The following is a 22,247-nucleotide window of genomic DNA, read 5'->3' as shown; positions in this document are numbered from 1 at the left end:
ACCCGCGCTCAAGATGAGAATAGCTGTTAACTCGGAGGATACGCCGTCATTGCCTTTTGCACCGCCTGGCGCAAGGCATCTCCCCGTTCACTGAGGCTGCCCTGGCTGCTGGTTTCCGCGCTGGCACTCCACACCGGCTGGCCCGTGCGGGCATCGAATAGATTGACGCGCACCACCACGACCTGGACTTCATAGGTGCGTACGATCGGCACCGAGTTGTACATGCCGTAGCCATTGCCATAGCGGTTGTAGCCGCCGTAACCGTAGCCATAGTCATCCTGGACTTGCTTGAGGCGCTTCTCCTGACGCACATCGGCGCTCACCAGCAGGTCTGCCGGGCGGTTGTCGTGCAAGGGACGCAGGCCGCGCTGGTCAAGCGCGCCGCTGACCGCTTCGGCAATTTGCGCCGAATCCGCCCAGGCCGTGCCCGCCGGGAGCTGGCCATTGCGCCACGCCCAGTTACGGTAGGCGCCGTAGTCGCGCACGGGCGCGGGATAGGCGCTGGCATCAAAGGTATTGGCTGCCTGCGGCGGCGCCGGTGGAATCGGCGCCGAAGCGGAGACATAAGGGTTGGGGCTCGAACACGCCCCCAAGCCGAGAGGTAACAGGATCAAACAGAGACGACGCATTTCGACCTCCGCAGACTGGGCCGTTTAAACCGGACGGCAGACCCAGTGCAAATAACGCCCAAGTCCGGCAAAGCTTGGGTGACGACGGTGAGCGAGTTCCATCTCCAAAAGGTCCTGCAAATCCGCGCGGGCCTGGAATTCCACCGGCATATAGTCATGGAATACGCGAACGCCACTTTGGCTTTCGACCTGCCAAAGGCCTTCGAGTTGCGCCGCCAACTCACGTGGATCGAGCGGCTGCTGCGGGGTGAGACTCTGCTTTTCGCCGGCCATGTCGTTCTTGCGCATTTTGCGGAAGTGGCCTTTAAGCAGGTTGCGGTAAATCAGCGCATCGCGGTTGTAGAACGCCAACGACAACCAGCCGCCAGGCACCGTGAGCTGGTGCAGCATCGGCAGGATCGCATGAGGTTCGGCCAGCCATTCCAGCACGGCGTGGCACAGCACCAGGTCGTAGGGTTCGGTGAGTTGGCCGAGCAGGTCTTGCCAGGGCGCATGGATAAAGGTCCCGGTCTGCCCGGCGTCGGCAAAACGTTGGCGGGCGCCGTCGAGCATCGGTTCAGCAGGTTCCGCCAAGGTAACCTGATGACCTTGCTCGGCCAGCCACAGCGACATGTGGCCCAGGCCCGCGCCGATATCCAGGACTCGCAAGGGGCGTTTGGGCAGGGCTTCGGTGAGGTCAGCCTGAAGCACCGCCAGGCGAATCGCGCCTTTGGCACCGCCGTAGATTTTTTCGGCAAAGCGCGTGGCCAGTTGGTCGAAATGACGATCACTCATGGGCAAACCGCCGTTCGCTGTCGGCCAATTTGGCGCGCACCACCTCGTTCATGTCCAGGCCCAGTTCGCTGCACAGCAACAGCAGGTACAACACGATATCGCCGACTTCCTGGCCGGCGTGGGCGAGTTTCTCAGCCGGGAGCTGGCGCGATTGGTCTTCGCTCAGCCATTGGAAGATTTCCACTAGCTCGGCCATTTCTACGCTGGCGGCCATGGCCAGGTTTTTTGGGCTGTGGAATTGTTTCCAATTATTTGTATCGCGAATGCGGTGCAGGCGTTCGGTGAGGTGTTCGAGGTTCATGCGGGGGCTCCTGAAGGTGGGTAGCTTCGGGGGGATTGGCGGTTAAGGCAAGTGAATCTCTGGTGTGCTTGAGGACGCCTTCGCAGGCAAGCCAGCTCCCACATTGGAATGGGTTTGCAAATCAAAATGTAGGCTTGCCTGCGATAAGGCTCTAGTCGATGACGCTGAATTCCAGGCGGGCGGTTTGGCCGGCTTCGTCGAGGACGCTGAGTTGGTAGCGGCCCAGGTGTTCGAAGCTGGCGTTGATGAAGTCCTGGTTGGCGCTGTCGCCCAGTGGCGCGCCGTTGAGGAACCACCAGCGCCGGCCACTGCCGCCGAGGGCGGAGATTTTCAGGCGCAAGGTTTGCTGGCTGGCGGCGGGCAGGCGCAGTTGGTCGCCCTCGCGTACGCCAACGATCGACAGCGGTGAAGACGCGGCCAGCGCCGGTGGCGGGCAATCGGCGTCAGCGGGCGGGATGCGTGCTTCGCGGCGTTCGGCCCTTGGCAGCCAGGGTTCCAGGGGCGCAGGCCACAGGGCGATGTTTTTCGGCTCCGCACCCGGGCAATGGGCGTCGACCCGCAAGCCTTTGGCATTGACCCATACGCTTTCCATCAGGCCCACGCTCAACGGTTGGTCCAGTGCCTGCAAGGTCGGCGGCGTGGTGTTGTCCAGCGTCCAGGCGAAGCGCTGGCGGCGGCAATTGGGGTCGCTGCGGCTCATGGGCTGGCCTAGTGGCCAACAGATCGCTGCCACGCCGACATTGGCGGGCACCGGTTTGACCGGCGCGCTGATGCCGCGCTGGCTGTCGCGGTTGCTCAGTACGTCGTGCACCTGCAACATCAACGGCGCCGCCGAGGCCAGCCCGAACTGGCCCGGCACCGGCGTGCCGTCCGGGCGGCCGATCCACACGCCGATCAAGTAACGCGGCCCCACGCCAATCGCCCAGGCATCACGAAAGCCGTAGCTGGTGCCGGTCTTCCAGGCCAGGACCGGGCGTTGCACCAGCTCGGCACGCGGGTCGCGGTCGGGACGCGCCTGGCCGCTGAGTATGCGCCGCACAATCCAGGCGGACCCTGGCGACAGTAATGGCCGCTCCCTAAGCGCATCGTCCGGCTGTAATCGAATAGTTGCACTCCTGCCGTCACGGGCGAAGGCGCTATAGCCGCTCACCAGATCTTCCAGACGGCTGCCTGCGCCGCCCAGGATCAAGGCCAGGTTCGGCTCGGCCAACGCCGGCAACGCCAAAGGCACCCCCCCGATACGCATCTCGGCGGCGAACCGCTTCGGCCCATAGGCTTCCAGCAACTGTACCGCCGGCAGGTTGAGCGAACTGGACAGCGCCGTACTCGCCGGCACTGCGCCGGTAAAACCCATGGAGAAGTTGCCCGGCCGGTAATCCCCGTAACGCCGCGGCACGTCCTGCAGCAGGGACTCAGAATGAATCAGCCCGTCATCAAGGGCCATGCCGTAGAGAAAGGGTTTCAAGGTGGAGCCCGGCGAACGCAGTGCGCTGATCATGTCCACATGGCCAAAACGCTTGGCATCATTGATGTCCACCGAGCCGAGGTAGGCGCGTACCGCCATGGTTTCTTCCTCCACCACCAGGATCGCGGCGGAGGTGTGCTCCGGCAAGCGTGCACGCCAACCCAACAGCAGGTCTTCGAGGCGGCGTTGCAGGGTGGCATCCAGGGTGGTGCGGATCAGCGGCGGGCTGTCGGGGCGGTTCAGGCGGCGCGCGAGCAGGGGCGCCAAGCTCGGCTCCAGGCGCGGGGCGAGCAGCAGCGGTTCCTGCAGGGCTTCATCGACGGCGGCTTGCGGCCACACCTTGAACTCGCCAAGACGACGCAGCACTTTGTCGCGCGCTTCCTGGGCACGCTGCGGGTGACGGTCCGGGCGCAATCGGCTGGGCGCCTGGGGCAAAACCGCGAGCAAGGCGGCTTCGGCATGGGTCAATTGTGATGGAGACTTGCCCAGATACGCCCAACTGGCCGCCGCCACGCCCTGCAATGTTCCGCCAAACGGTGCGCGATTCAGGTAGAGGTTGAGGATTTCCTCCTTGGACAGGTGCCATTCCAACTGCGCCGTGCGCCACAACTGGCGCAACTTGCCGTGGAAGGTGCGCGAATGCGGATCCAACAACCGCGCCACCTGCATCGACAACGTACTGCCCCCCGACACCACACGCGCCCCGGTCAGGTTCTGCCAAGTCGCCCGTACCAGCGCCAGCGGGTTTACGCCAGGATGCTGATAGAACCAACGGTCTTCATAGGAGAGCAACGCATCCAGGTAATACGGCGACACTTCGCTGGTTTGCACGGGATAGCGCCACACCCCATTCGCATCGGCAAACCGCCATAACGGCGTGCCATCCTCAGCCAACACCACCCGCGCCAAATCATCCTGGGGCAACGGCAACGGCCAAACCCGATCCGCCCCCCACAACAACACCACCACCAACACCACTGCCCCCAAAGCCCAGCGCAGTAAATGTGGGAGCGTACACCCGCAAATGACGCAACTTAATCGCAAATTCAACCGAGCAAACCTCTATGCTTGTAGGGAACTAGCCTCTCGCAATAACAACCAAAGACACAGATACGCCCACCTCTTCATCAGGACACACACATGCAGGTAGAAAGCTTTTTCGAATGGCTGGGCCAGGCGCTCGGTTCCATCATCCGCTTTATCGTCGACGGCCTCAGCGGCCTGTTCGGTGCCCTGACCAACGCCGGCGGCAACTTCGTCGAAGGCCTGTCCCGCACCTTGGGCATGGACACCTCGATCATCAGCATCATCACCCTGATCATCGGCCTGCTGTTCCTGTATTCCGCCGTACGCGCCTTCATGCGCGCCTCGGTCATCATGGGCATCATCTGGCTACTGCTCGGCCTATGGCTCCTGAGCTGGGTCGTCCACTAACCCTACAAACACCTCAACCCCCCTGTGGGAGCCAGTCCTGCCAGTTAGGTTATCAGCGCCCCTTGATCACCAAATCCGCCGGCGTCTCCCCCACCGCCTGCCAATTCGGCCGGTACATCGACTCCACCTGCGGCGGTGGTACGCGATAAGTCCCCGGTGTCACCGCCCGCGCCAGATACAGCAGGTGCGTGGTGCCAGACCCCTCCAGATTAATCGCCGCCACATACCGATCATCCCTGAACTCCTGATGCTTGAGCGACGCGTTCTGCATCGACTCACGCCACTCCTTCACTTGGCTGCTGGCGTTCTCCAGGCTGGCAGCACTCTGCGCCAGGTTCTGGTTTTCAAGCTCCAGGCCAGCGGGCAGCAAATCCACCACCAAGGCATCCGGCACACGTTGCTTGGCACCGACCGCCAGATGCACCAGCACCAGATCCCCACTGTTGAGGCTACGAAGATTCAACGGCTGGCCATTCATGCCCAGGTACTCACGGCGAATGCTCAGGTTGTCGCCGCCGGCAGCCGGTGGCAGCTGTGGATAACCCGAGATCGTCAGTTGCTGATACACCGGCGTTTCGCCCTGATTGCTCAAGGTCAAATCACTGGAAAGCAGCTTGCCTTCCAGCGCCAGCGTCGATTGCTGATTATTCAACTCTTGCACACCGCCACTGCCGGTCAGCGACACCTGCCAGTTCGAATCCGGCTTGGCGAAACCGAGGCGCCCCGCCAGGAACAACGAATTACGCTCCTGGGTCGACAGATACGGACTGGCCGCCAGTTGATCCGACAGCGTAAACAAGCGCTCCTCACGCTTGCCCTTGGCCAAATCATTTTCTTCCAGCAACGCCAGGATCATTGCCTGGTCGCGCAGCGGGCTGCCGTAATCGGCCAGCCATTCATTGGCATTGCGCTGCGCCGCCAACCCGGCCAGCAAGGCTTGATCGGCACGCGGTTGGTCGCCCATCTTCTGCAACGCGATAGCCAACTGCACCAGCGGCAACCCGGAGCGGGCGTCGCTGCGTCGTTCAAAGATGCTGCGCAACGCGCCCAACGGTGCCTGCTGACTGCGCGCCAAGACCATGCCGGCGTAGGCCTGCACGGCAAAGCGCGTGTGATCGGCGTTATCGCTGTAGTCGACATCGATCAGGTTGCGCTCCTGCACATAACGCAGCAGGCGCTCGCTGGCCTTTTTCAAGGCTTCAGGTGGTACCGCAAAACCCTGATCTCGGGCGCGCAACAGGAAGTCGGTGACATAGGCCGTCAGCCAATATTCTTCTTCACCATCCGCGCCCCACAAACCAAAGCTGCCGTTGTAGCGCTGCATACCCAGCAAACGCTCAATGCCCAGCTCGATCTTGCGTTTGCGCTCGCTGTCCGATTCGCCCTTGATGGACAGGCGTTTGAGCAAGGCATCGTCGGCATACAACGACGGGTACAGGCCACTCGCGGTCTGTTCCAGGCAACCGTAAGGGTAAGCCTTGAGTGCACTGATCTGCGCACCGAGGTTCAACGGCGGCCGGCTCGACAGGCTCAGCAGGGCCTGGCGCCCCGAGGTATCGAATTGATCCAGGGTACCCGGTGGCAGGCTCCACGGCTGATCCTTGAGAACCGCGCGATAATGTTTGAGCAGTGCCGGATACGCCGGCCGCACGCCCAAGGTCCATTCACGGGTGAACGGCGGCAGGTGCTCACCTGGCAAGTCCAGCCCATTCACGGTCACCTTGACCTTGCCCTGCCCCAACCCGCCCCAGGCTTTTACGGGGATGCGCAAGGTGGTGCGTTGGCCTTGTGTCAGCTCGACGGTTTGCGCGCCGCTGTTGACCAATTCCAACTGCCCCTCGGCAGTCAGTTGCACATCAAGCTTCTGCGCCTTGCCCGACAGGTTGGACAGGTCCAGCGCTAACGTTGTCTGGTCACCACCGGCCAGGAAGCGTGGCGCCGACAGTTCGGCAATCAGCGGTGCAGCAATGACCGTCTTGGCTTCAGCCATGCCGTAGCGGTCATCGCTCCAGGCCTGGGCCATCAGGCGCAGTTCGCCGTTGAAGTCGGGAATATTGACGCTGACTTCGCCTTCGCCCTGCTCATTCAACGTCACCGGCGCGCTTTGCAGGGCGACGATGGTCACACTGGTATCCGGGCGTTTGCCGCCCTTGGCCAGCGCCGCATCACCACCAAACGCCAGGCTGGCCAGGCGACCCTGGCCGGCCTCGATCAACTGGCCGTAGATATCGAACTGGTCCACGCCATACGCCTTGCGGCCGAACAGGCTGGAATACGGGTCCGGCGTCGGGTATTCGGTGATGTTGAGGATGCCCACGTCCACCGCCGCCACCAGTACGTGCACCTGTTTCGGCACGCTGCCATCGGCATTTTTAGCCGAGATCTTCACCGCCAGCGGTTGTTTGGGGCGCATTTTTTCCGGCGCAGTGAGGGTCACGCCCAGTTTGCGCTGGGTGCGATCCAGCGGCAGGTGCAGCAGGCCCACTGCACGTTTGGGGGTGATATTGGCTTTACGCTCGCCTGGGCGAATCACCAGGGCACTCACGTACAAGTCATGCCGCGACCATTTCGGGTCGAGCTTCACGGCGAAGCTTTTGCCCTCGGCAGGCACGTCGATTTCCTGCCACCACAGCGGCCCTTCGGCGGACTCCACCAGCAGGTAGCCTTTACCGGCTGCCGGTGGCGTGACGGTGACATTGGCGGTGTCACCATCGCCATACGCGGGTTTGTCCAGCGCCAGCTTGACCTGATCGGGGCGCACAGCACCGCCTTCGGTATTGTCCTGGGCCTGGTAGCCGGCCCAGAAGCGCAAGCTGCTGACCAACCCCGTCTGCGGGTCTTCGACCTCGACGCGGTACGGGCCCCACTCCACCTGGAAGCTGACCTTGGCGGTGTCGCCAGCCTTGATAGTCAGGGTCTGCTCGTCAAGGTTGAGGAATTTCTCGTTGAAGTGATAGCTCCAGCCATCGTTCTCGGAGTAGTTCCAGTAGTAGTCACGGCGCTCGCGCACCAGGCGTACCTTGAGGTTTTGCGCGGCGAGTTTCTGCCCATCCTGATTGGCCAGCAGTACTTCAAATTCCGCCGGGCCATCGCCATTGGTTTCGGTGCCGTCAAACAACCCACGCAGGCCCGGAAGCTGCTCGGCGGGCCAGATCGGCTGCACCAGACGCCGCGTGATCGGGCGCCCGCCGGACTCTTGCAGGCTGGCTTGCACGATCAATTGCAACGGCGACTTCGCGTCGGCCCACTTGCTTTCCAGGGTCAGCGCTTCCTGGCCCTTGGCGTCGAGCACGCTTTCATCCAGTTCGAAATCCTGGCTCAACTCTTCTTCGGTAACAGAGCCGAACTGGTAGCCCGGCAATGACTTGACCGCTTCGCGCAACGGGCGCACATAAACCTGACCACTGACGCGGTTGCCCGATGCTGGCGCACCGTACAGGTAACGGCCGTTAACCTGAATGACCGGGTTGTCCGCGGGGCTCAGCGCGGTGTCGCTGCCCTTGAGTTCCAGCGCCAGGCGCTCGGGCAAGAAGTCTTCAACGAGGAACTCATACAACTGCGGTTTGCCATCGCCCAGGTCGAATACCAGCTGCCAGCGCCCAGTCGGCGCTTCGCCGGCCAGTTGCAGCTGGTATTGATAAAGACCGGAGGCATCCGCATCCCAGACGAATTTGCGGCTCACCTGCTCGTCCGGGCGACGCACTTCGACGCTCACCGGCTGCGGTTTGACGACATTGCCGTCCTTGTCCCGCAACAGTGCATTGAGCAGTACCGTTTCACCGGGGCGATACAGATCACGCGGGCCGAACACAAAGAACTGCAAGGGGTGGGAAGGCTGGCCGCCAATGTCGAATTCGGCCAGGTCCAGTGCAGCGCTGTCGAGGCGCAACAGACTGGTCTGTTCACCCTGCTTGGCCAGGAGCACCTGGGCCTTTTTCGGCAGCGGCAATTCAGCGTGGCCGCCCTTCTCGGTCTTGCCCTGGCCCAACACACGGCCCTCGGCGTCGAGTACTTCAAGGTCAACCCCATCCAGTGCCTTGCCGCCTTCCAGCGCCTGGGTAAACACATCCAATCGGTTGGCGTAGCGGTGCACCGACAGGCCAATGTCACTCAAGGTGAACAGCGTGGCCGGTTGCGAATAGTTGTAGGTGCCCGACGCACGCATCACCGCCAGGTACACGCCCGGCTGCTGCAGTTGCTTGAGGCCGGCGATCGGCAGTAAAAGGGTTTCGCGAGTGTTGCGCGCCGGGTTCAAGTCGAAACGGCCACCGTAGACCAGGTCGGCCAGCGGCAGCAGTTCGCGGGACTCATAACTTTGCAGGCTGGTATTACGCCCCCACTGCGCCAGGAATGACGGCAAGGACTCGGGCTTGATGCGGAAGAACTCGACGTCGATCTTGTCGACGTTCAGCGCAATCACCGGCAGGCCTTCTGCCAGGCGCGTCGGCAACAAGGTGCCACGGCTGGCGAAGCCGACAGTGGCTTGCAGGTCGCGGGTTTCCAGACGGGCGATGTACTCGGCGGCGAGCGTTTTGTCGTTGACCGCCTTCACCCCGGCATCCACCGTGAGCACCAGTTTGCGCTGTGGCTCCAGGTGGCGAAGGCGCAGCTCCATGAGGTTGTCGGAGATTTCCCAGGCGCCATCGACCTTGCCGGACTTGCTGTCCACCAAGTGCAATTTGTCAGCGAATTTCTGATCGGGGTCCAGCGGAATGGAAAAGCTCACCGACAAGGTACTGGCCCCATCGAGCTGCACTTCAGACACGTCCACCACGCTCAACTCACGCCCGGCGTAGCGTTGCTTCAGCGCCGCCACATCCACCGCCGCTTTAGCCGGCTTGGGTACAACCGTTGCCGCCGCAGGCGCGGTCGGGGCAGTCGGTTTATCGGAAGAATCGCAGGCGCTCAGCAGGGCCAGCGCGCAGGCCAGGAACAATCCTTTGTTAAGCATGAGGCACTCGTAGTGGGAGGGACCGAAGGACTCACTATATATCAGCCCGAGTGGGGCCGATGAGGTGCTGGTCACATTGACCGACGGGAGGATGGTTTGGCTCTAAGGGCCTTCCAGACCAAGCCAAATCCCACAAACAACAGAGATCTAAATGTGGGAGCTGGCTTGCCAGCTCCCACATTGGTTCCGCGGTGTCATGGAGGGACAGTTACAATACCCCTCCCCAAAGGAGCCCTCATGACCACCCTGCTCACCGACTGGCGCCACCGCCCCACCCACCGCCGCGTCTGGGCCCTGGCTGCGCCGATGATCCTGTCGAACATCTCGGTGCCGCTCGTAGCGCTGGTCGACAGCATGGTCATCGGCCACCTGCCCCACGCCCACCAACTGGGTGCCGTAGCCGTCGGCGCCAGCCTGTATACCTTCCTCGCCTGGGCCATGGGTTTCCTGCGCATGGGCTCCACCGGTTTCGCCGCCCAAGCTGCCGGGCGCAATGATGGGGCAGCGCTGCGGCAAATCCTGCTGCAAGGTTTGCTGTTGGCACTGGGCCTGGCGATGCTGCTCGGCACCGTGGGCATCCCGCTGAGCCATCTGGCGCTGGAGTGGATGCAGCCCTCCCCCGAGCTCAATCAACTGACGCAGGATTTCTTCCACACCCGCCTCTTCGGCCTGCCCGCCGCGCTGGCCAGCTACGCGCTGGTCGGCTGGTTCCTCGGCACACAAAACGCCCGCGCGCCGCTGGCGATTCTGCTGACCACCAACCTGGTCAACATCGCCCTCAACCTGTGGTTCGTACTGGGCCTGGATTGGGGGGTGGTCGGCTCCGCCCGCGCCTCGGTCATTGCCGAATGGACCGGCGCCCTGCTGGGCCTCGCGCTGACGCAAAAAGCCCTGCGCGCCTACCCCGGTCACATCGCCTGGGCGGCACTGAAGCTGTGGGAAAGCTGGCGCCCGCTATTGGCGGTCAACCGCGACATCTTCATCCGCAGCCTCGCGCTGCAATCGGTGTTTTTCATGATCACCGTACAAGGCGCCCGCCTGGGCGACGCTACCGTGGCCGCCAACGCGCTGCTGCTCAACGGCCTGTTGCTGACCGCCCACGCCCTGGATGGGTTGGCTCACGCCGTCGAGGCCCTGTGCGGCCACGCCATCGGCGCCCATGACCGCCCAGCGCTGCGCCGTTCGCTGGTAGTGGCCGGCGGCTGGTCGCTGATCGCCAGCGTCGGTTTCGCGCTGCTGTTCACCGTCGCTGGCCACTTGTTTATCGCCATGCAGACCGATATTCCCAGCGTGCGCGAAACCGCCGACATCTACCTGCCTTACCTCGCGGTATTGCCGTTGATTGCGGTGTGGAGTTACTTGCTGGATGGTTTGTTTATCGGCGCGACACGCGCGCGGGAGATGCGCAATGGGATGCTGCTGACAGTAGTCGTGGTGCTGCCCATTGCCTGGGCGTTGCAAGGGTTGGGTAACCACGGGCTGTGGATAACCTTCCTGGTGTTTATGGCGGTGCGCAGTCTCACCCTTTGGGCGATTGCCTGGCGCCTGAACCGGCGTGGGCTTTGGCTAGGTAACAACTGAAGGAATGAGATCCAAATGTGGGAGCGGCGGTGCGACGATTCGACTTGCTCGCGAAAGCGGTGGGTCAGTCAACATTTTCGGTGACTGACACTCCGCTTTCGCGAGCAAGCCCGCTCCCACAGGGGACTGATGTCAATCCAGCTTAAGAGGACAAGTACGAAGAACGGGTCAGGCCCAGGCGCAGCGCATCCAGGAACTGGGTACGCTCAGATGCAGAGATCTTCGCACTTGCACACTTGTCGCGGTAATGCGTCATCAACTCTTCCGGCGACAAGTGCACATACCGCAGCATGTCTTCGATTGTGTCGTGGGTCTCGATACCCGCGCTGTACACCGACCCATCTTCACGCTGGTAGATGTTCACCGAATCGGTGTCACCAAACAGGTTGTGCATGTCACCGAGGATTTCCTGGTAAGCACCCACCAGGAAGATCCCCAGCAAGTAGTCCTCACCTTCGTTCAAGCCGTGAACCGGCAGGCTGGTCTCGATGCTCTGCTCATCGACGTACTGCTTGATCTTGCCGTCGGAGTCGCAGGTCAGGTCTTGTAGCACGGCACGGCGCAGCGGCTCTTCGTCGAGGCGATGCAGCGGCAGGATCGGCAACACCTGGCCGATGGCCCAGGTGTCCGGCAGGCTCTGGAACACCGAGAAGTTGCAGATGTACTTGTCGGCCAGCTTGTCGTTGAGTTCGTCCAGCACTTGGCGGTGTGAGCGCTGGCGGGCTTTCAACGAGTTGTGCAGGCGACGGCACACGGCGAAGTAGCACTGCTCGGCCAGGGCTTTTTCGGCCAGGGTCAGCTTGCCGTCGGCGTACTGGGTGGCCACGTCGCTCATGTAGTGAGTGGCGCGCCAGTAGGTCTCGGTGACCATCTCGATGTCGGTCGGGCCGAGCAGGTCCACCAGCCATTGCACGGTTTCCGGCAGGCTTTCTTTGTTTTCGATGGTCGGGATTTCGTCGTTGTGTTTCTCGACGTCGGTGACCTGCACCACCAGCATGGCGTGGTGAGCGGTCAGGGAGCGGCCGCTTTCAGAGAAGATGTTCGGGTGCGGCAGGCTCTGCGCATCGCAGAATTCCTTGAGCATGCCCACGACCACGCCGGCGTAGTCGTCCATGTCGTAGTTGATCGAGCTGGCGTTACGCGAGTGCGTACCGTCGTAGTCCACGCCCAGACCACCGCCCACGTCGATGTGGTCCACCGGCAAGCCGAGGTTGCGCAGTTCGCCGTAGTAACGAATGGCCTCCTTGAACCCGTGCTGGTAGTCGGCCAGGTTGGCGATCTGCGAGCCCATGTGGAAGTGCAGCAAGCGAATGCCCTGGTCCAGGCCCGCCGCGCGGAAGCGCTCGACCACAGACAGCAGTTGCGCCGCCGACAAACCGAACTTGGACTTCTCGCCACCGGTGTCTGCCCACTTGCTCGACGCCAGGGACGACAAGCGCACGCGCAGGCCGACCTGTGGCTTGACCTTGAGGCTGGCGGCCTCTTCGATCACCAGCTCAACTTCGGATTCTTTCTCAATCACGATGAACACGTTGTGGCCGAGCTTTTGGCCCATCAGCGCGAGGCGGATGAACTCACGGTCTTTGTAACCGTTGCAGACGATGGTGCCGCCCTTCGGCGCCAGGGCCAGTACGGCCAGCAGCTCAGGCTTGGAGCCGGCTTCCAGGCCGATGGACACATTCTGGGTGGCGATGATGTTCTCGATCACCGCTTCCTGCTGGTTCACCTTGATCGGGTACAGCGCGGTGTACTTGCTCTGGTATTCCAGGCGCTCGATGTTCGAATCGAAGGCGCCGGTCAGCTGGCGTACACGGTCTTGCAGAATGTCGGGGAAGCGCACCAGCAACGGCAGCGACAGGCCGCTTTTACGCAATTCGTCGACTTGCTCGTACAGGTCCACGGGCGTGCTGTTCGGGCCGTTCGGACGGACTTCAACGCGACCGGCTTCATTGATCGCGAAATACCCGGCCCCCCAATGGCGGATCCCGTAAACACTGCGGCTGTCCGCAACTGTCCATTGGCTGCCATCGTCTTTGCGTGTGCGTCGTACGGACATCGAAGTCCCCTATAAATGAAGGCGAAGGCGCCACCTCTCGCAGAGGCTGGCGCAGTCTAAAGAATAAAAATGACGATTTGCCTGTGAGGGAGGTAGACCTCATTCGCAGGACAGAGTTTAGACACAGGTCGGGAAGAGGCTTTCAGCCGCCGGACTTCTTGGCCTTGTACCCGAGCTTGATCAGCTCGGCCAACAGCAATTCGACGTGATCGCCCTGGATCTCGATGACGCCGTCTTTCAACGCGCCGCCGGTGCCACAGCGCTTCTTCAGCGTGGTGGCGAGCTCCTTCAGCGCGTCTTCTGCCAGCGGCACGCCGGTGATGGTGGTCACCGTCTTGCCGCCACGGCCCTTGCTCTCGCGTCGCACGCGGGCAATACCGTCGCCTTCGGGGATCAGGGTCTGTTTACAGGTACACGCGTCCACGGGCTGGCGACAGTCCGGGCAGTGTCGACCTGCGTCGGTGGAAAATACCAGGCCGCCCAGGGCGGCGAAGGATGCGGCTTTTTTGGCCACCGGCAATCCTCTTGGGGGATGAAAAGTGGCGCAGTGTAACGACAAAAAGCCCACTTGCTAAGGGCCAAATGGCGCCATTTCATGCAACTTTAGCGACGTGACGCCAGATAGCGTCGCAAGCCTTCCTGGGCGTCCGGGCAGTAAGGCTTTTGTTCAGCCTCCTGCAGGACTGCTTCAATCGGTAAAAAGCGCGCTTCCATGACCTCTTCGGGCTGCAGGCGCAGCGGCCCGTCCCAGACAGCGGAGTAGGATTTGCACCAGAGTTTGCTGTCACCGTCTTCGAAGTAGAAATGATCGTGTTCGGTCAGCTCCACACCGCTGACGCCCAATTCTTCCTCCAACTCGCGGGCCGCCGATAAGGCGTAGGACTCGCCCGCCGCCACCATCCCACCCGCTGCCGTGTCCCAGAAACCGGGATACATGGCTTTGCTCAGGGTGCGTCGATGCACACACAGCTCACCACGGGCGTTAAACAGGAAGATAAAGGTGCACCGGCCGATCAGGCCACGCTGGCGCAGGTCGGACCTGACAAGGGTGCCGAGCAGGTTGTCCTGCTCGTCGACCCAGCAGATCAGTTCAGCATCGGAAGCCGCGCGGTGCGCGGCCTCCTTTTGAGGAGCGTCCATCATCAACCCTGGTTGAGGAGCTGACGCAAGTCGATCACTGCAGCGTTGGCCCGGGAAATGTAGTTGGCCATGACGAGCGAGTGGTTCGCCAGTACGCCGAAGCCACTGCCATTAAGGATCATAGGACTCCAAACCGGCTCCTGCGAGGCTTCCAGCTCACGGATGATCTGGCGCACGCTGACGGTGGCGTTTTTCTTGGCCAGCACGTCGGCGAAGTCGACTTCGATGGCGCGCAGCAGGTGGGACAGGGCCCAAGCTTGACCGCGAGCCTCGTAGAACACGTTATCGATCTGCATCCATGGGGTTTCCACCACTTCTTCATCGACCTGCGGTACTTCACCCGGCGCCAGCGTCTCGGTTTTCAGAGCGGTGTTCAATTTCACCCGACCTACACTGGCCGACAGGCGTTGCGACAGCGAACCCAAACGGGTGGCGACGTCGCCCAGCCAGTTGTTCAGGTTGTCGGCGCGGGCATAGAACAGCGCACCGCGCTGATTCGGGTCGGACAGACGTGCTTCATAGCGGCTCAGGGAGTTGATGCCTTCTTGGTACTCCGACTCACTGGACGGCAGCACCCAGCTTTTGTTGTCGAAGTTGAAGCGCGGCTCGGCCTTGGCCAAATCAGCGTCTTCGGCCGACTGCGACTGGGAACGGGCGAAGTCCTTACGCAGGGCGCGCGTCAGGTCGCGCACCTGCACCAGCACGCCATATTCCCAACTCGGCATGTTGTCCATCCACAGACCCGGCGGGAAGCGGTCATTGGAAATGTAGCCACCCGGCTTGTTCAGCAAGGTGCCGACCACGGTCTTGAGGGTTTCGACGGTAGTGAACCCTACCACCATCTGCTTGCCGTCTTTTTCGGCGGCGATCTGCGCATTTTGCTGGACCGGAAACAGCGCCGGCTCTTCGCTCCAGTACCAGCCGAGCGCGCCGGTGACCAACAGGTACAGGCCGAGGACGCTCAGCAATGCCCGACTCATCAGCAGCGTACGGAAGTAGCTGCGGTTGGCCGACTTGGGCTCAGGCGCAGGGCCTTTGGCACTGCCTGCACGGTTTTTCCAGTCCAGCATGGCGATATCCTTTCAATCACTTGAGTTCATGCACTTGAATTGATGGCGTGCGTTCAAACACTCCGACCACAACCCTACCCCATCGTGCCCGCCCATGCGGGGCTTTTCGCCAAACTGGCGCACAGGGAGCGTTCGACTATAAAGGATGCACGCTTTTTCCGCTGCGCGACCACCGGGTCAGCAACTGAATAACAAGGAAGAGCAGTTTATTGACGCAAGACACTCATCCCATCGGAAAGATGGTGCTAGCATAGAGCCACCACTCGACCTCAGCATGCACCCTAACTAGTAGTCAGGATATGACCGAGCCAGAAGACCCCAGCCGTGAGCGTCTCAAGCAGCATTTTGCCCAGCGGGTAATTCATCAGGCACGTCAAATTCTTGAGATCTGGCAGCGCCTGCAACGCAGCGAATGGTCCGGCGCCGACCTCTCCGAACTCAGCGAAGCCAATTTGCGCCTGCTGCGCTTTGCCGAGCGCTTCGAACAACCCGAGCACGGCCAGTTGGCGCGGCATATCGGCGAATCACTCAAAGCAGTGGACGACAACCGTGGCCGCCTGAGCAGCCAACTGATCACCGAACTCAACCGCTTGATGCAGCGCCTGTCCCGCACCGGCCTGCGCCAGGGCGACCAGTTCGAACACACCTTTCTGCCGCCGATGCGCAAGCCGATCTACGTGATGCTGGCCGATCACGATCGCGCCGAGCGCCTGGCCAAGCAACTGGAATTCTTTGGCATGAGCGCCCAATCCCTCGACAGTGTGGCGGCATTTCGCGCGTCGATGGCCGAACGCTTGCCTTCGGCGATTGTGATGGATGTGGATTTCTGCGGCACAGGGCTGGGGCTCAAGCTCGCCGCCGAAGCCCAGGAGGGCCTGGAGCACAAGTTGCCGCTGCTGTTTTTCAGCCTCCACGAAACCGATACGCCAACTCGCTTGGCCGCCGTGCGCGCCGGGGGCCAGGAATTCCTCACCGGCACCCTGGAAGCCTCCAGCCTGCTGGAAAAAATCGAAGTACTGACCTGCGTCGCCCAGTACGAGCCGTATAAAGTGCTGATCATCGATGACTCGCGGGCCCAGGCGCTGCACACCGAGCGGCTGCTCAACAGCGCCGGCATCGTCACCCGCACGCTGATCGAACCGATCCAGGCCATGGCCGAGCTGGCGGATTTCCAGCCGGACCTGATCATCCTCGACATGTACATGCCCGCCTGTACCGGTACCGAACTGGCCAAGGTCATCCGCCATAACGACCGTTACGTCAGCGTGCCGATCATCTACCTGTCGGCCGAAGACGATCTGGACAAGCAACTGGACGCCATGAGCGAAGGCGGCGACGACTTCCTCACCAAGCCGATCAAGCCGCGCCACCTGATCACCACCGTGCGCAACCGCGCGGCCCGTGCGCGCAACCTCAAGGCGCGGATGGTGCGCGACAGCCTGACCGGGCTGTACAACCACACCCACATCCTGCAATTGCTCGAAGACTGCAGCTTTCGCGCACGCCGCGAGAACAAGCCGTTGAGCTTTGCCATGCTCGATATCGACCACTTCAAGCGGGTCAATGACAGCCACGGCCACCCCATGGGCGACCGCGTGATCAAGAGCCTGGCGCTGTTTCTCAAGCAGCGACTGCGCAAGACTGACTATATCGGGCGCTACGGCGGCGAAGAATTCGCCATCGTGATGCCTGACACCGACCTGGAATCGGCCTGCAAGGTCCTGGATGATATCCGTGGGCGCTTTGCGGAAATCCACTACCCGGCCCAGCCCGAGGATTTGTGGTGCACCTTCAGCGCCGGGCTGGTGGAACTGTGCGACGGTTCCGACAGCCTGATGATGGCCGCCCAGGCCGATGAAGCGCTGTACCGTGCCAAGCATGCCGGGCGTAACCGCGTGCAAGCGGCGCGCACATCAAAGCAAAGTGCCATCTTTTCACCTGAATTCACCGATTCGGTCATAACGCTGTAATGGAAACGCAATAACTTCAGGCACTTATCTTTTGCTGTCGGTTGAAACCACGCATGCGCCTGAAGCTGCTGACCAATCTCAACACCCTCCTTCTTGTGGCCGTGTGCCTGGCGCTCGGGGCGACGCTGTGGTGGTCGCAGCGCGCTCTGGAACGGCCGTATTTGCTGATGGAGCGCTACTTGGGCCTGTCGCAGGCTTTTCAGAACCAGGCCGCGCGCAATATTGACGACTACCTGGCCAGCGGCGACGCGCTGCGCCTGAGCAGCGCCAGCCAGAGCCTGGAAAGCCTGTTGCAAGACCTGGATCAACTGCCCGCCGACCTAGCGCAAAGCCTGCGCCCCAGCCTGGTGGACCTGGATGCCTTCAGCAAGACTGACCTGCTCGCCGCCGGCAAATTAGCGGGTGACCCACAGGCCCTGCTGCTGCAAGCCGAGCGCGAACTCGGCGCGAACCTGGAGCAACTGGGCCAGTACGCCATCGGCGTCAATTCTGCAGAGGCCGCACGTTACCTGCCGCCACTGCTGGCGGCGTCCCAGCATCTGGCCAAACTGTCCCTGGCCCGCGACAAACTGGTGAGCAGCGGGCGCGCGGAACTGGCTGATGATGTGGAGCGCGAAGTCGGCAATATCCGCAGCCAGGCGGATGTGCTGGAACAACTGCCGCTGTTGGGCGTAAAGGCCAGCGCCGAATCCAGCGCGGATGATTTTTCCGCGCTGATGGGCCTGGAAAACACTGAGAAAACCGAGGCCCAAGACACCGGCGTCGACCTCAAGCGCGAACTCAACAGCTTATTGACCCGCTACCCTGCCGAACTCAAGCGCACCCGCGAACAGATCCAGCAACGCGCCGGACTGGCCGCCGCTACCCACCTGAAAATCAAGGCCGTGCAGGAAGCCATCGCCGGCCTGGAGCCGGTGGTGCGCGCGCAGCACGGCACGATCCAGGGCGAAGTTCGCCTGATGCAAGGGGTGATGATCGGCCTGATCCTGCTGATCGCGCTGTTGATCGACACCTTGCAACGGCGCCTGGCACGCGTGCTGACCAATCTCGCGCCGGCCCTGTCGACTTGGGCCGAGGGCGACTTCAGCCAGCCGATTGCCCTGGGCAAGACCAACCGTGAGCTGCACGATATCGAAGCCTCGCTGAACCGCCTGCGTGCCTATCTGGTGGACTTGGTGGGCACTATTCGCGGCAATGCCGAGGAAGTCGCCGGCAGCAGTCGGGCATTGGCCGAACTGAGCAGCGGCCTGCACGACGGTGCCAAACGCCAGGCTGGGGATACCGCGCAGATCCGCGATTCGCTGGGGGAACTGGAAGCGACCATCCAGCAAGTCGCCGGCGATGCCAGCCAGGCCGCGGGCGCCAGTCGCAGTGCCGGCCAGGCGGTAGAGCAAGGCCAACGCGTGATCGGCCTGAGCCTGACCGGGCTGCACGCCCTGGTGGGCGAAGTGCAGCAAAACGCGCAGATGATCGAAAAACTCGCCGAAGAATCCGCCACCATCGGCGGCGTGCTCACCGTGATTCGCGCGATTGCCGAGCAGACCAATCTGCTGGCCCTCAACGCTGCCATCGAGGCTGCCCGTGCCGGTGAAGCCGGACGTGGTTTTGCCGTGGTCGCCGACGAAGTCCGCTCCCTGGCCCAACGCACCGCTGGCGCCACGGCGGAGATCCAGACCCTGATTGCGGGCCTGCAAAGCGCCGCCCACCAATCCGTGCAAGGCATGCGCGCCCAGGTCGAACACGCCGAAGCCACCGCCCAACAGGCCCAGGCGGCGGACGGTGCGCTGGATGAGATCGTCGGCGCGATCCAGACCATTTCCGACACGGCCGTGCGCATTGCCGATGTGACGGCGCAGCAGAGTGGGGCCGTGAGTGAGATTCGCGATAACAGTGAGCGGATTCATCAGCTGGGTGAGGATAACTTGCTGCGCATTGGTCAGGGGCGCAGCCAGGGTGAGCATCTGCTGGTACTCGGTGGGCAGCTCAACACCGCGGTGCAGGCGTTCCGCGTCTAATCCGATCTACCGCCTCATCAAGATCACGGGCTATGCGCAGATCAAAGCTGTGGGAGCTGGCTTGCCTGCGATAGCGGTGGGCCAGTTAACACATCCGGTACTGACACACCGCCATCGCAGGCAAGCCAGCGCCCACATTGAATCTCCATCAACTTCGAAGACGTACCACCAATGACCAGATCCTACGACTTGGTCACATACTTTGCGCTATCCTCGCTAATCGTGCTGCCTACTGCATAGAACTGGACAGTCACAAAGGCTTTGCGGCATAGTCGCCGGGTTCTGCCGTACTCACATCAATAACAAGGAACAGCCGATGGCGACCTTACTGGTTCTTCACGGACCCAACCTGAACCTGCTCGGCACCCGTGAACCGGGCGTCTACGGGGCAGTTACCCTGGATCAGATCAACCTCGATCTTGAGCGCAGGGCGCGTGAAGCCGGCCACCATCTGCTCTACCTGCAAAGCAATGCCGAGTACGAATTGATTGATCGCATCCATGCCGCGCGCGGCGAAGGCGTGGACTTTATCCTGATCAATCCCGCCGCTTTTACGCACACAAGCGTTGCATTACGTGACGCGCTGCTGGCGGTGAGCATCCCATTCATCGAAGTGCATCTGTCGAACGTGCACAAACGTGAACCTTTCCGCCATCACTCTTACTTCTCCGACGTAGCGGTAGGAGTGATCTGCGGCCTTGGCGCCAGCGGTTACCGACTGGCCCTGGAGGCCGCCCTGGAACAGCTTGAACAACCGGCCAAGCGCCCCTGACCGACCCTTGGGAGTTGATGATTCATGGATATCCGTAAAGTTAAGAAACTGATCGAGCTGCTGGAAGAATCCGGTATCGACGAGCTGGAAATCAAGGAAGGCGAAGAGTCCGTACGGATCAGCCGTCACAGCAAGACTCCGGCCCAACAGTTCTACGCGCCACAGATGCAAGCGCCGGCTCCGGCCGCTGCTGCTCCGGCCGCCGCACCTGCTGTCGCTGCACCTGCAGCACCCGCAGCGCCTGCGCTGAACGGTTTCGTGGTCAAGTCGCCAATGGTCGGTACGTTCTACCGCACCCCGGCACCGACTTCGCCAGCCTTCGTTGAAGTCGGCAAGACGGTGAAAGTGGGCGACACCATCTGCATCGTTGAAGCGATGAAGATGATGAACCACATCACCGCTGAGAAAGCCGGCGTCATCGAATCCATCCTGGTAGAAAACGGTCAGCCGGTTGAGTACGACCAGCCGCTGTTCACCATCGTTTGAACCGCGGAGCGCCTTCGATGTTGAAACCTGCGAAGAAACTGCAAAAAGTCCTGATCGCTAACCGCGGCGAGATCGCGCTGCGTATCCTGCGCGCCTGTAAGGAAGAGGGCATCAAGACCGTCGCTGTTTACTCGACGGCCGATACCGAATTGATGCACGTGAAACTGGCGGACGAAAGCATCTGCATCGGCCCGCCACTGGCCACGAACTCGTACCTGAAAGTCTCGAACATCATCGCCGCGGCAGAAGTGACCGGCGCTGACGGCATCCACCCGGGCTACGGTTTCCTTGCGGAAAACGCCGATTTCGCCGAACAGGTGGAAAAATCCGGGTTCGCCTTCATCGGCCCGAAAGCCGAAACCATTCGCCTGATGGGCGACAAGGTGTCGGCCAAGGACGCTATGATCGCGGCCGGCGTGCCCACCGTTCCTGGCTCCGACGGCCCGCTGCCGGAAGACGAAGAAACCGCTCTGCGCATTGGTCGCGAAGTCGGTTACCCGGTGATCATCAAGGCCGCCGGTGGCGGTGGTGGTCGCGGGATGCGCGTAGTGCACAAGGAAGAAGACCTGATCGAAGCCGCCAAGCAGACGCGCTCCGAAGCGGGCGCCTGGTTCGGCAACCCGATGGTCTACCTGGAAAAGTACCTGACCAACCCACGTCACGTGGAAGTGCAAGTATTGTCCGACGGCCAAGGCCACGCCATCCATCTCGGCGATCGCGATTGCTCGCTGCAACGTCGTCACCAGAAGGTGTTGGAAGAAGCACCGGCACCCGGCCTGGACGAAAAAGCGCGCCAGGAAGTACTGGCTCGTTGCGTCAAGGCGTGCATCGACATCAACTACCGTGGCGCCGGTACCTTTGAGTTCCTCTACGAGAACGGCCGTTTCTACTTCATCGAGATGAACACTCGTGTGCAGGTAGAGCACCCGGTTTCGGAGATGGTCACCGGTATCGACATCGTCAAGGAGATGCTGAGCATCGCCGCTGGCAACGTGTTGTCCTTTACCCAGGACGACGTGAAGATGCACGGCCACTCCCTGGAGTGCCGGATCAACGCCGAAGACCCGAAAACCTTTATCCCGAGTCCAGGCCTGGTCAAGCACTTCCATGCGCCAGGCGGCAACGGCGTTCGCGTCGATTCGCACCTGTACAGCGGCTACAAGGTTCCGTCCAACTACGACTCGCTGATCGGCAAGCTGATCACCTGGGGCGCCACCCGCGACGAGGCCATGGCCCGTATGCGCAATGCCCTGGACGAAATCGTGGTCGACGGCATCAAGACCAATATCCCGCTGCACCGGGACCTGGTTCGTGATGAAGGCTTCTGCGAGGGTGGTGTGAACATTCACTACCTGGAACACAAGCTGGCCAACCAGTAAGTGCTCCACTCAACAAAGCCGCCTTCGGGCGGCTTTGTTGTTTCTACTCCCCCCGGTTTCTGTGGAAAAACACCATCCCCTGTGGGAGCGGGCTTGCTCGCGAAGGCGGTGTGTCAAGTCATACATGTGCTGACTGATACACCGCCTTCGCGAGCAAGCCCGCTCCCACATTTTGTTGTGTGTGTATCCCCTGCACCGCATATCGTCGGCACAGTCGTCTTCTG

16 protein-coding genes are annotated in these 22,247 nt (G+C 61.8%); 7 read left to right on the top strand and 9 right to left on the bottom strand.

Features of this window, described 5'->3' with window-relative positions; genetic code table 11:
• Positions 1-26 precede the first annotated feature (26 nt).
• The 4 genes from AB4O35_RS09145 to pbpC form a co-directional block, all read right to left on the bottom strand.
• Entirely contained in the window at positions 27-629 is a 603-nt protein-coding gene (locus AB4O35_RS09145; protein ID WP_065879940.1) for a DUF4136 domain-containing protein, read from the bottom strand.
• A 24-nt stretch (positions 630-653) separates the two neighbouring features.
• Positions 654-1,403 carry a methyltransferase domain-containing protein gene (locus AB4O35_RS09140; RefSeq protein ID WP_065879939.1) on the bottom strand — a complete coding sequence of 250 codons (750 nt, stop codon included), beginning with the start codon at positions 1,401-1,403 and terminating at the stop codon, positions 654-656.
• Positions 1,396-1,704 (bottom strand): MazG-like family protein, encoded by a 309-nt coding sequence (locus AB4O35_RS09135; protein ID WP_010567659.1) that lies wholly within the window; start codon positions 1,702-1,704, stop codon positions 1,396-1,398. Before AB4O35_RS09135 ends, AB4O35_RS09140 begins: the two co-directional genes overlap by 8 nt.
• A 151-nt stretch (positions 1,705-1,855) precedes the next feature.
• Positions 1,856-4,168: a peptidoglycan glycosyltransferase PbpC gene (pbpC, locus tag AB4O35_RS09130; RefSeq protein WP_083207089.1), complete on the bottom strand. Its 2,313-nt coding sequence runs from the start codon at positions 4,166-4,168 to the stop codon at positions 1,856-1,858.
• A gap of 141 nt (positions 4,169-4,309) precedes the next feature.
• Between pbpC and AB4O35_RS09125 the strand changes: the two genes are divergently transcribed.
• Positions 4,310-4,603 (top strand): hypothetical protein, encoded by a 294-nt coding sequence (locus AB4O35_RS09125; RefSeq protein ID WP_049710209.1) that lies wholly within the window; start codon positions 4,310-4,312, stop codon positions 4,601-4,603.
• A 52-nt stretch (positions 4,604-4,655) separates the two neighbouring features.
• Here the strand turns inward: AB4O35_RS09125 and AB4O35_RS09120 are convergent, their stop codons facing one another.
• Positions 4,656-9,554: an alpha-2-macroglobulin family protein gene (locus AB4O35_RS09120; protein ID WP_065945522.1), complete on the bottom strand. Its 4,899-nt coding sequence runs from the start codon at positions 9,552-9,554 to the stop codon at positions 4,656-4,658.
• Positions 9,555-9,791: 237 nt separating this feature from the next.
• On the opposite strand from AB4O35_RS09120, the gene AB4O35_RS09115 reads away from it, so the two are divergent.
• Positions 9,792-11,135, top strand: a complete 1,344-nt coding sequence (locus tag AB4O35_RS09115; RefSeq protein ID WP_065945523.1) for an MATE family efflux transporter — start codon at positions 9,792-9,794, stop codon at positions 11,133-11,135.
• 142 nt (positions 11,136-11,277) lie between these two features.
• On the opposite strand, the gene speA is transcribed toward AB4O35_RS09115, so the two are convergent.
• The 4 genes from speA to AB4O35_RS09095 all read right to left on the bottom strand — a co-directional run bounded on the left by speA (position 11,278) and on the right by AB4O35_RS09095 (position 15,401).
• Complete coding sequence (gene speA / locus AB4O35_RS09110) at positions 11,278-13,191, bottom strand: arginine decarboxylase (RefSeq protein WP_065945524.1); 1,914 nt, start codon at positions 13,189-13,191, stop codon at positions 11,278-11,280.
• 142 nt (positions 13,192-13,333) lie between these two features.
• A complete protein-coding gene (locus AB4O35_RS09105; protein WP_017849660.1) occupies positions 13,334-13,705 on the bottom strand; it encodes a translation initiation factor Sui1 in 372 nt (123 codons plus the stop codon).
• Positions 13,706-13,794: 89 nt separating this feature from the next.
• Positions 13,795-14,331 (bottom strand): NUDIX hydrolase, encoded by a 537-nt coding sequence (locus AB4O35_RS09100; protein ID WP_065879936.1) that lies wholly within the window; start codon positions 14,329-14,331, stop codon positions 13,795-13,797.
• Positions 14,332-14,333: 2 nt separating this feature from the next.
• The gene (locus tag AB4O35_RS09095; protein ID WP_065945525.1) at positions 14,334-15,401 is read right to left on the bottom strand and encodes a DUF2333 family protein; all 1,068 of its coding nucleotides are present in this window, start codon (positions 15,399-15,401) and stop codon (positions 14,334-14,336) included.
• Positions 15,402-15,700: 299 nt separating this feature from the next.
• On the opposite strand from AB4O35_RS09095, the gene AB4O35_RS09090 reads away from it, so the two are divergent.
• The 5 genes from AB4O35_RS09090 to accC all read left to right on the top strand — a co-directional run bounded on the left by AB4O35_RS09090 (position 15,701) and on the right by accC (position 22,023).
• On the top strand, positions 15,701-17,371 hold the full coding sequence (locus AB4O35_RS09090; protein WP_065874285.1) for a response regulator: 1,671 nt from the start codon (positions 15,701-15,703) through the stop codon (positions 17,369-17,371).
• Between the two features lie 53 nt (positions 17,372-17,424).
• Entirely contained in the window at positions 17,425-19,386 is a 1,962-nt protein-coding gene (locus AB4O35_RS09085) for a methyl-accepting chemotaxis protein (RefSeq protein ID WP_065874286.1), read from the top strand.
• A gap of 316 nt (positions 19,387-19,702) precedes the next feature.
• Positions 19,703-20,158, top strand: a complete 456-nt coding sequence (gene aroQ / locus AB4O35_RS09080) for a type II 3-dehydroquinate dehydratase (RefSeq protein WP_012721999.1) — start codon at positions 19,703-19,705, stop codon at positions 20,156-20,158.
• A 24-nt stretch (positions 20,159-20,182) separates the two neighbouring features.
• Entirely contained in the window at positions 20,183-20,644 is a 462-nt protein-coding gene (gene accB / locus AB4O35_RS09075) for an acetyl-CoA carboxylase biotin carboxyl carrier protein (protein WP_065874287.1), read from the top strand.
• 17 nt (positions 20,645-20,661) lie between these two features.
• Positions 20,662-22,023: an acetyl-CoA carboxylase biotin carboxylase subunit gene (gene accC / locus AB4O35_RS09070; protein ID WP_003188188.1), complete on the top strand. Its 1,362-nt coding sequence runs from the start codon at positions 20,662-20,664 to the stop codon at positions 22,021-22,023.
• The last annotated feature ends 224 nt before the right edge of the window (positions 22,024-22,247 follow it).

The organism is Pseudomonas sp. H1_A03 (assembly GCF_054685145.1).
This window is presented reverse-complemented; position numbering and strand designations above follow the sequence as displayed.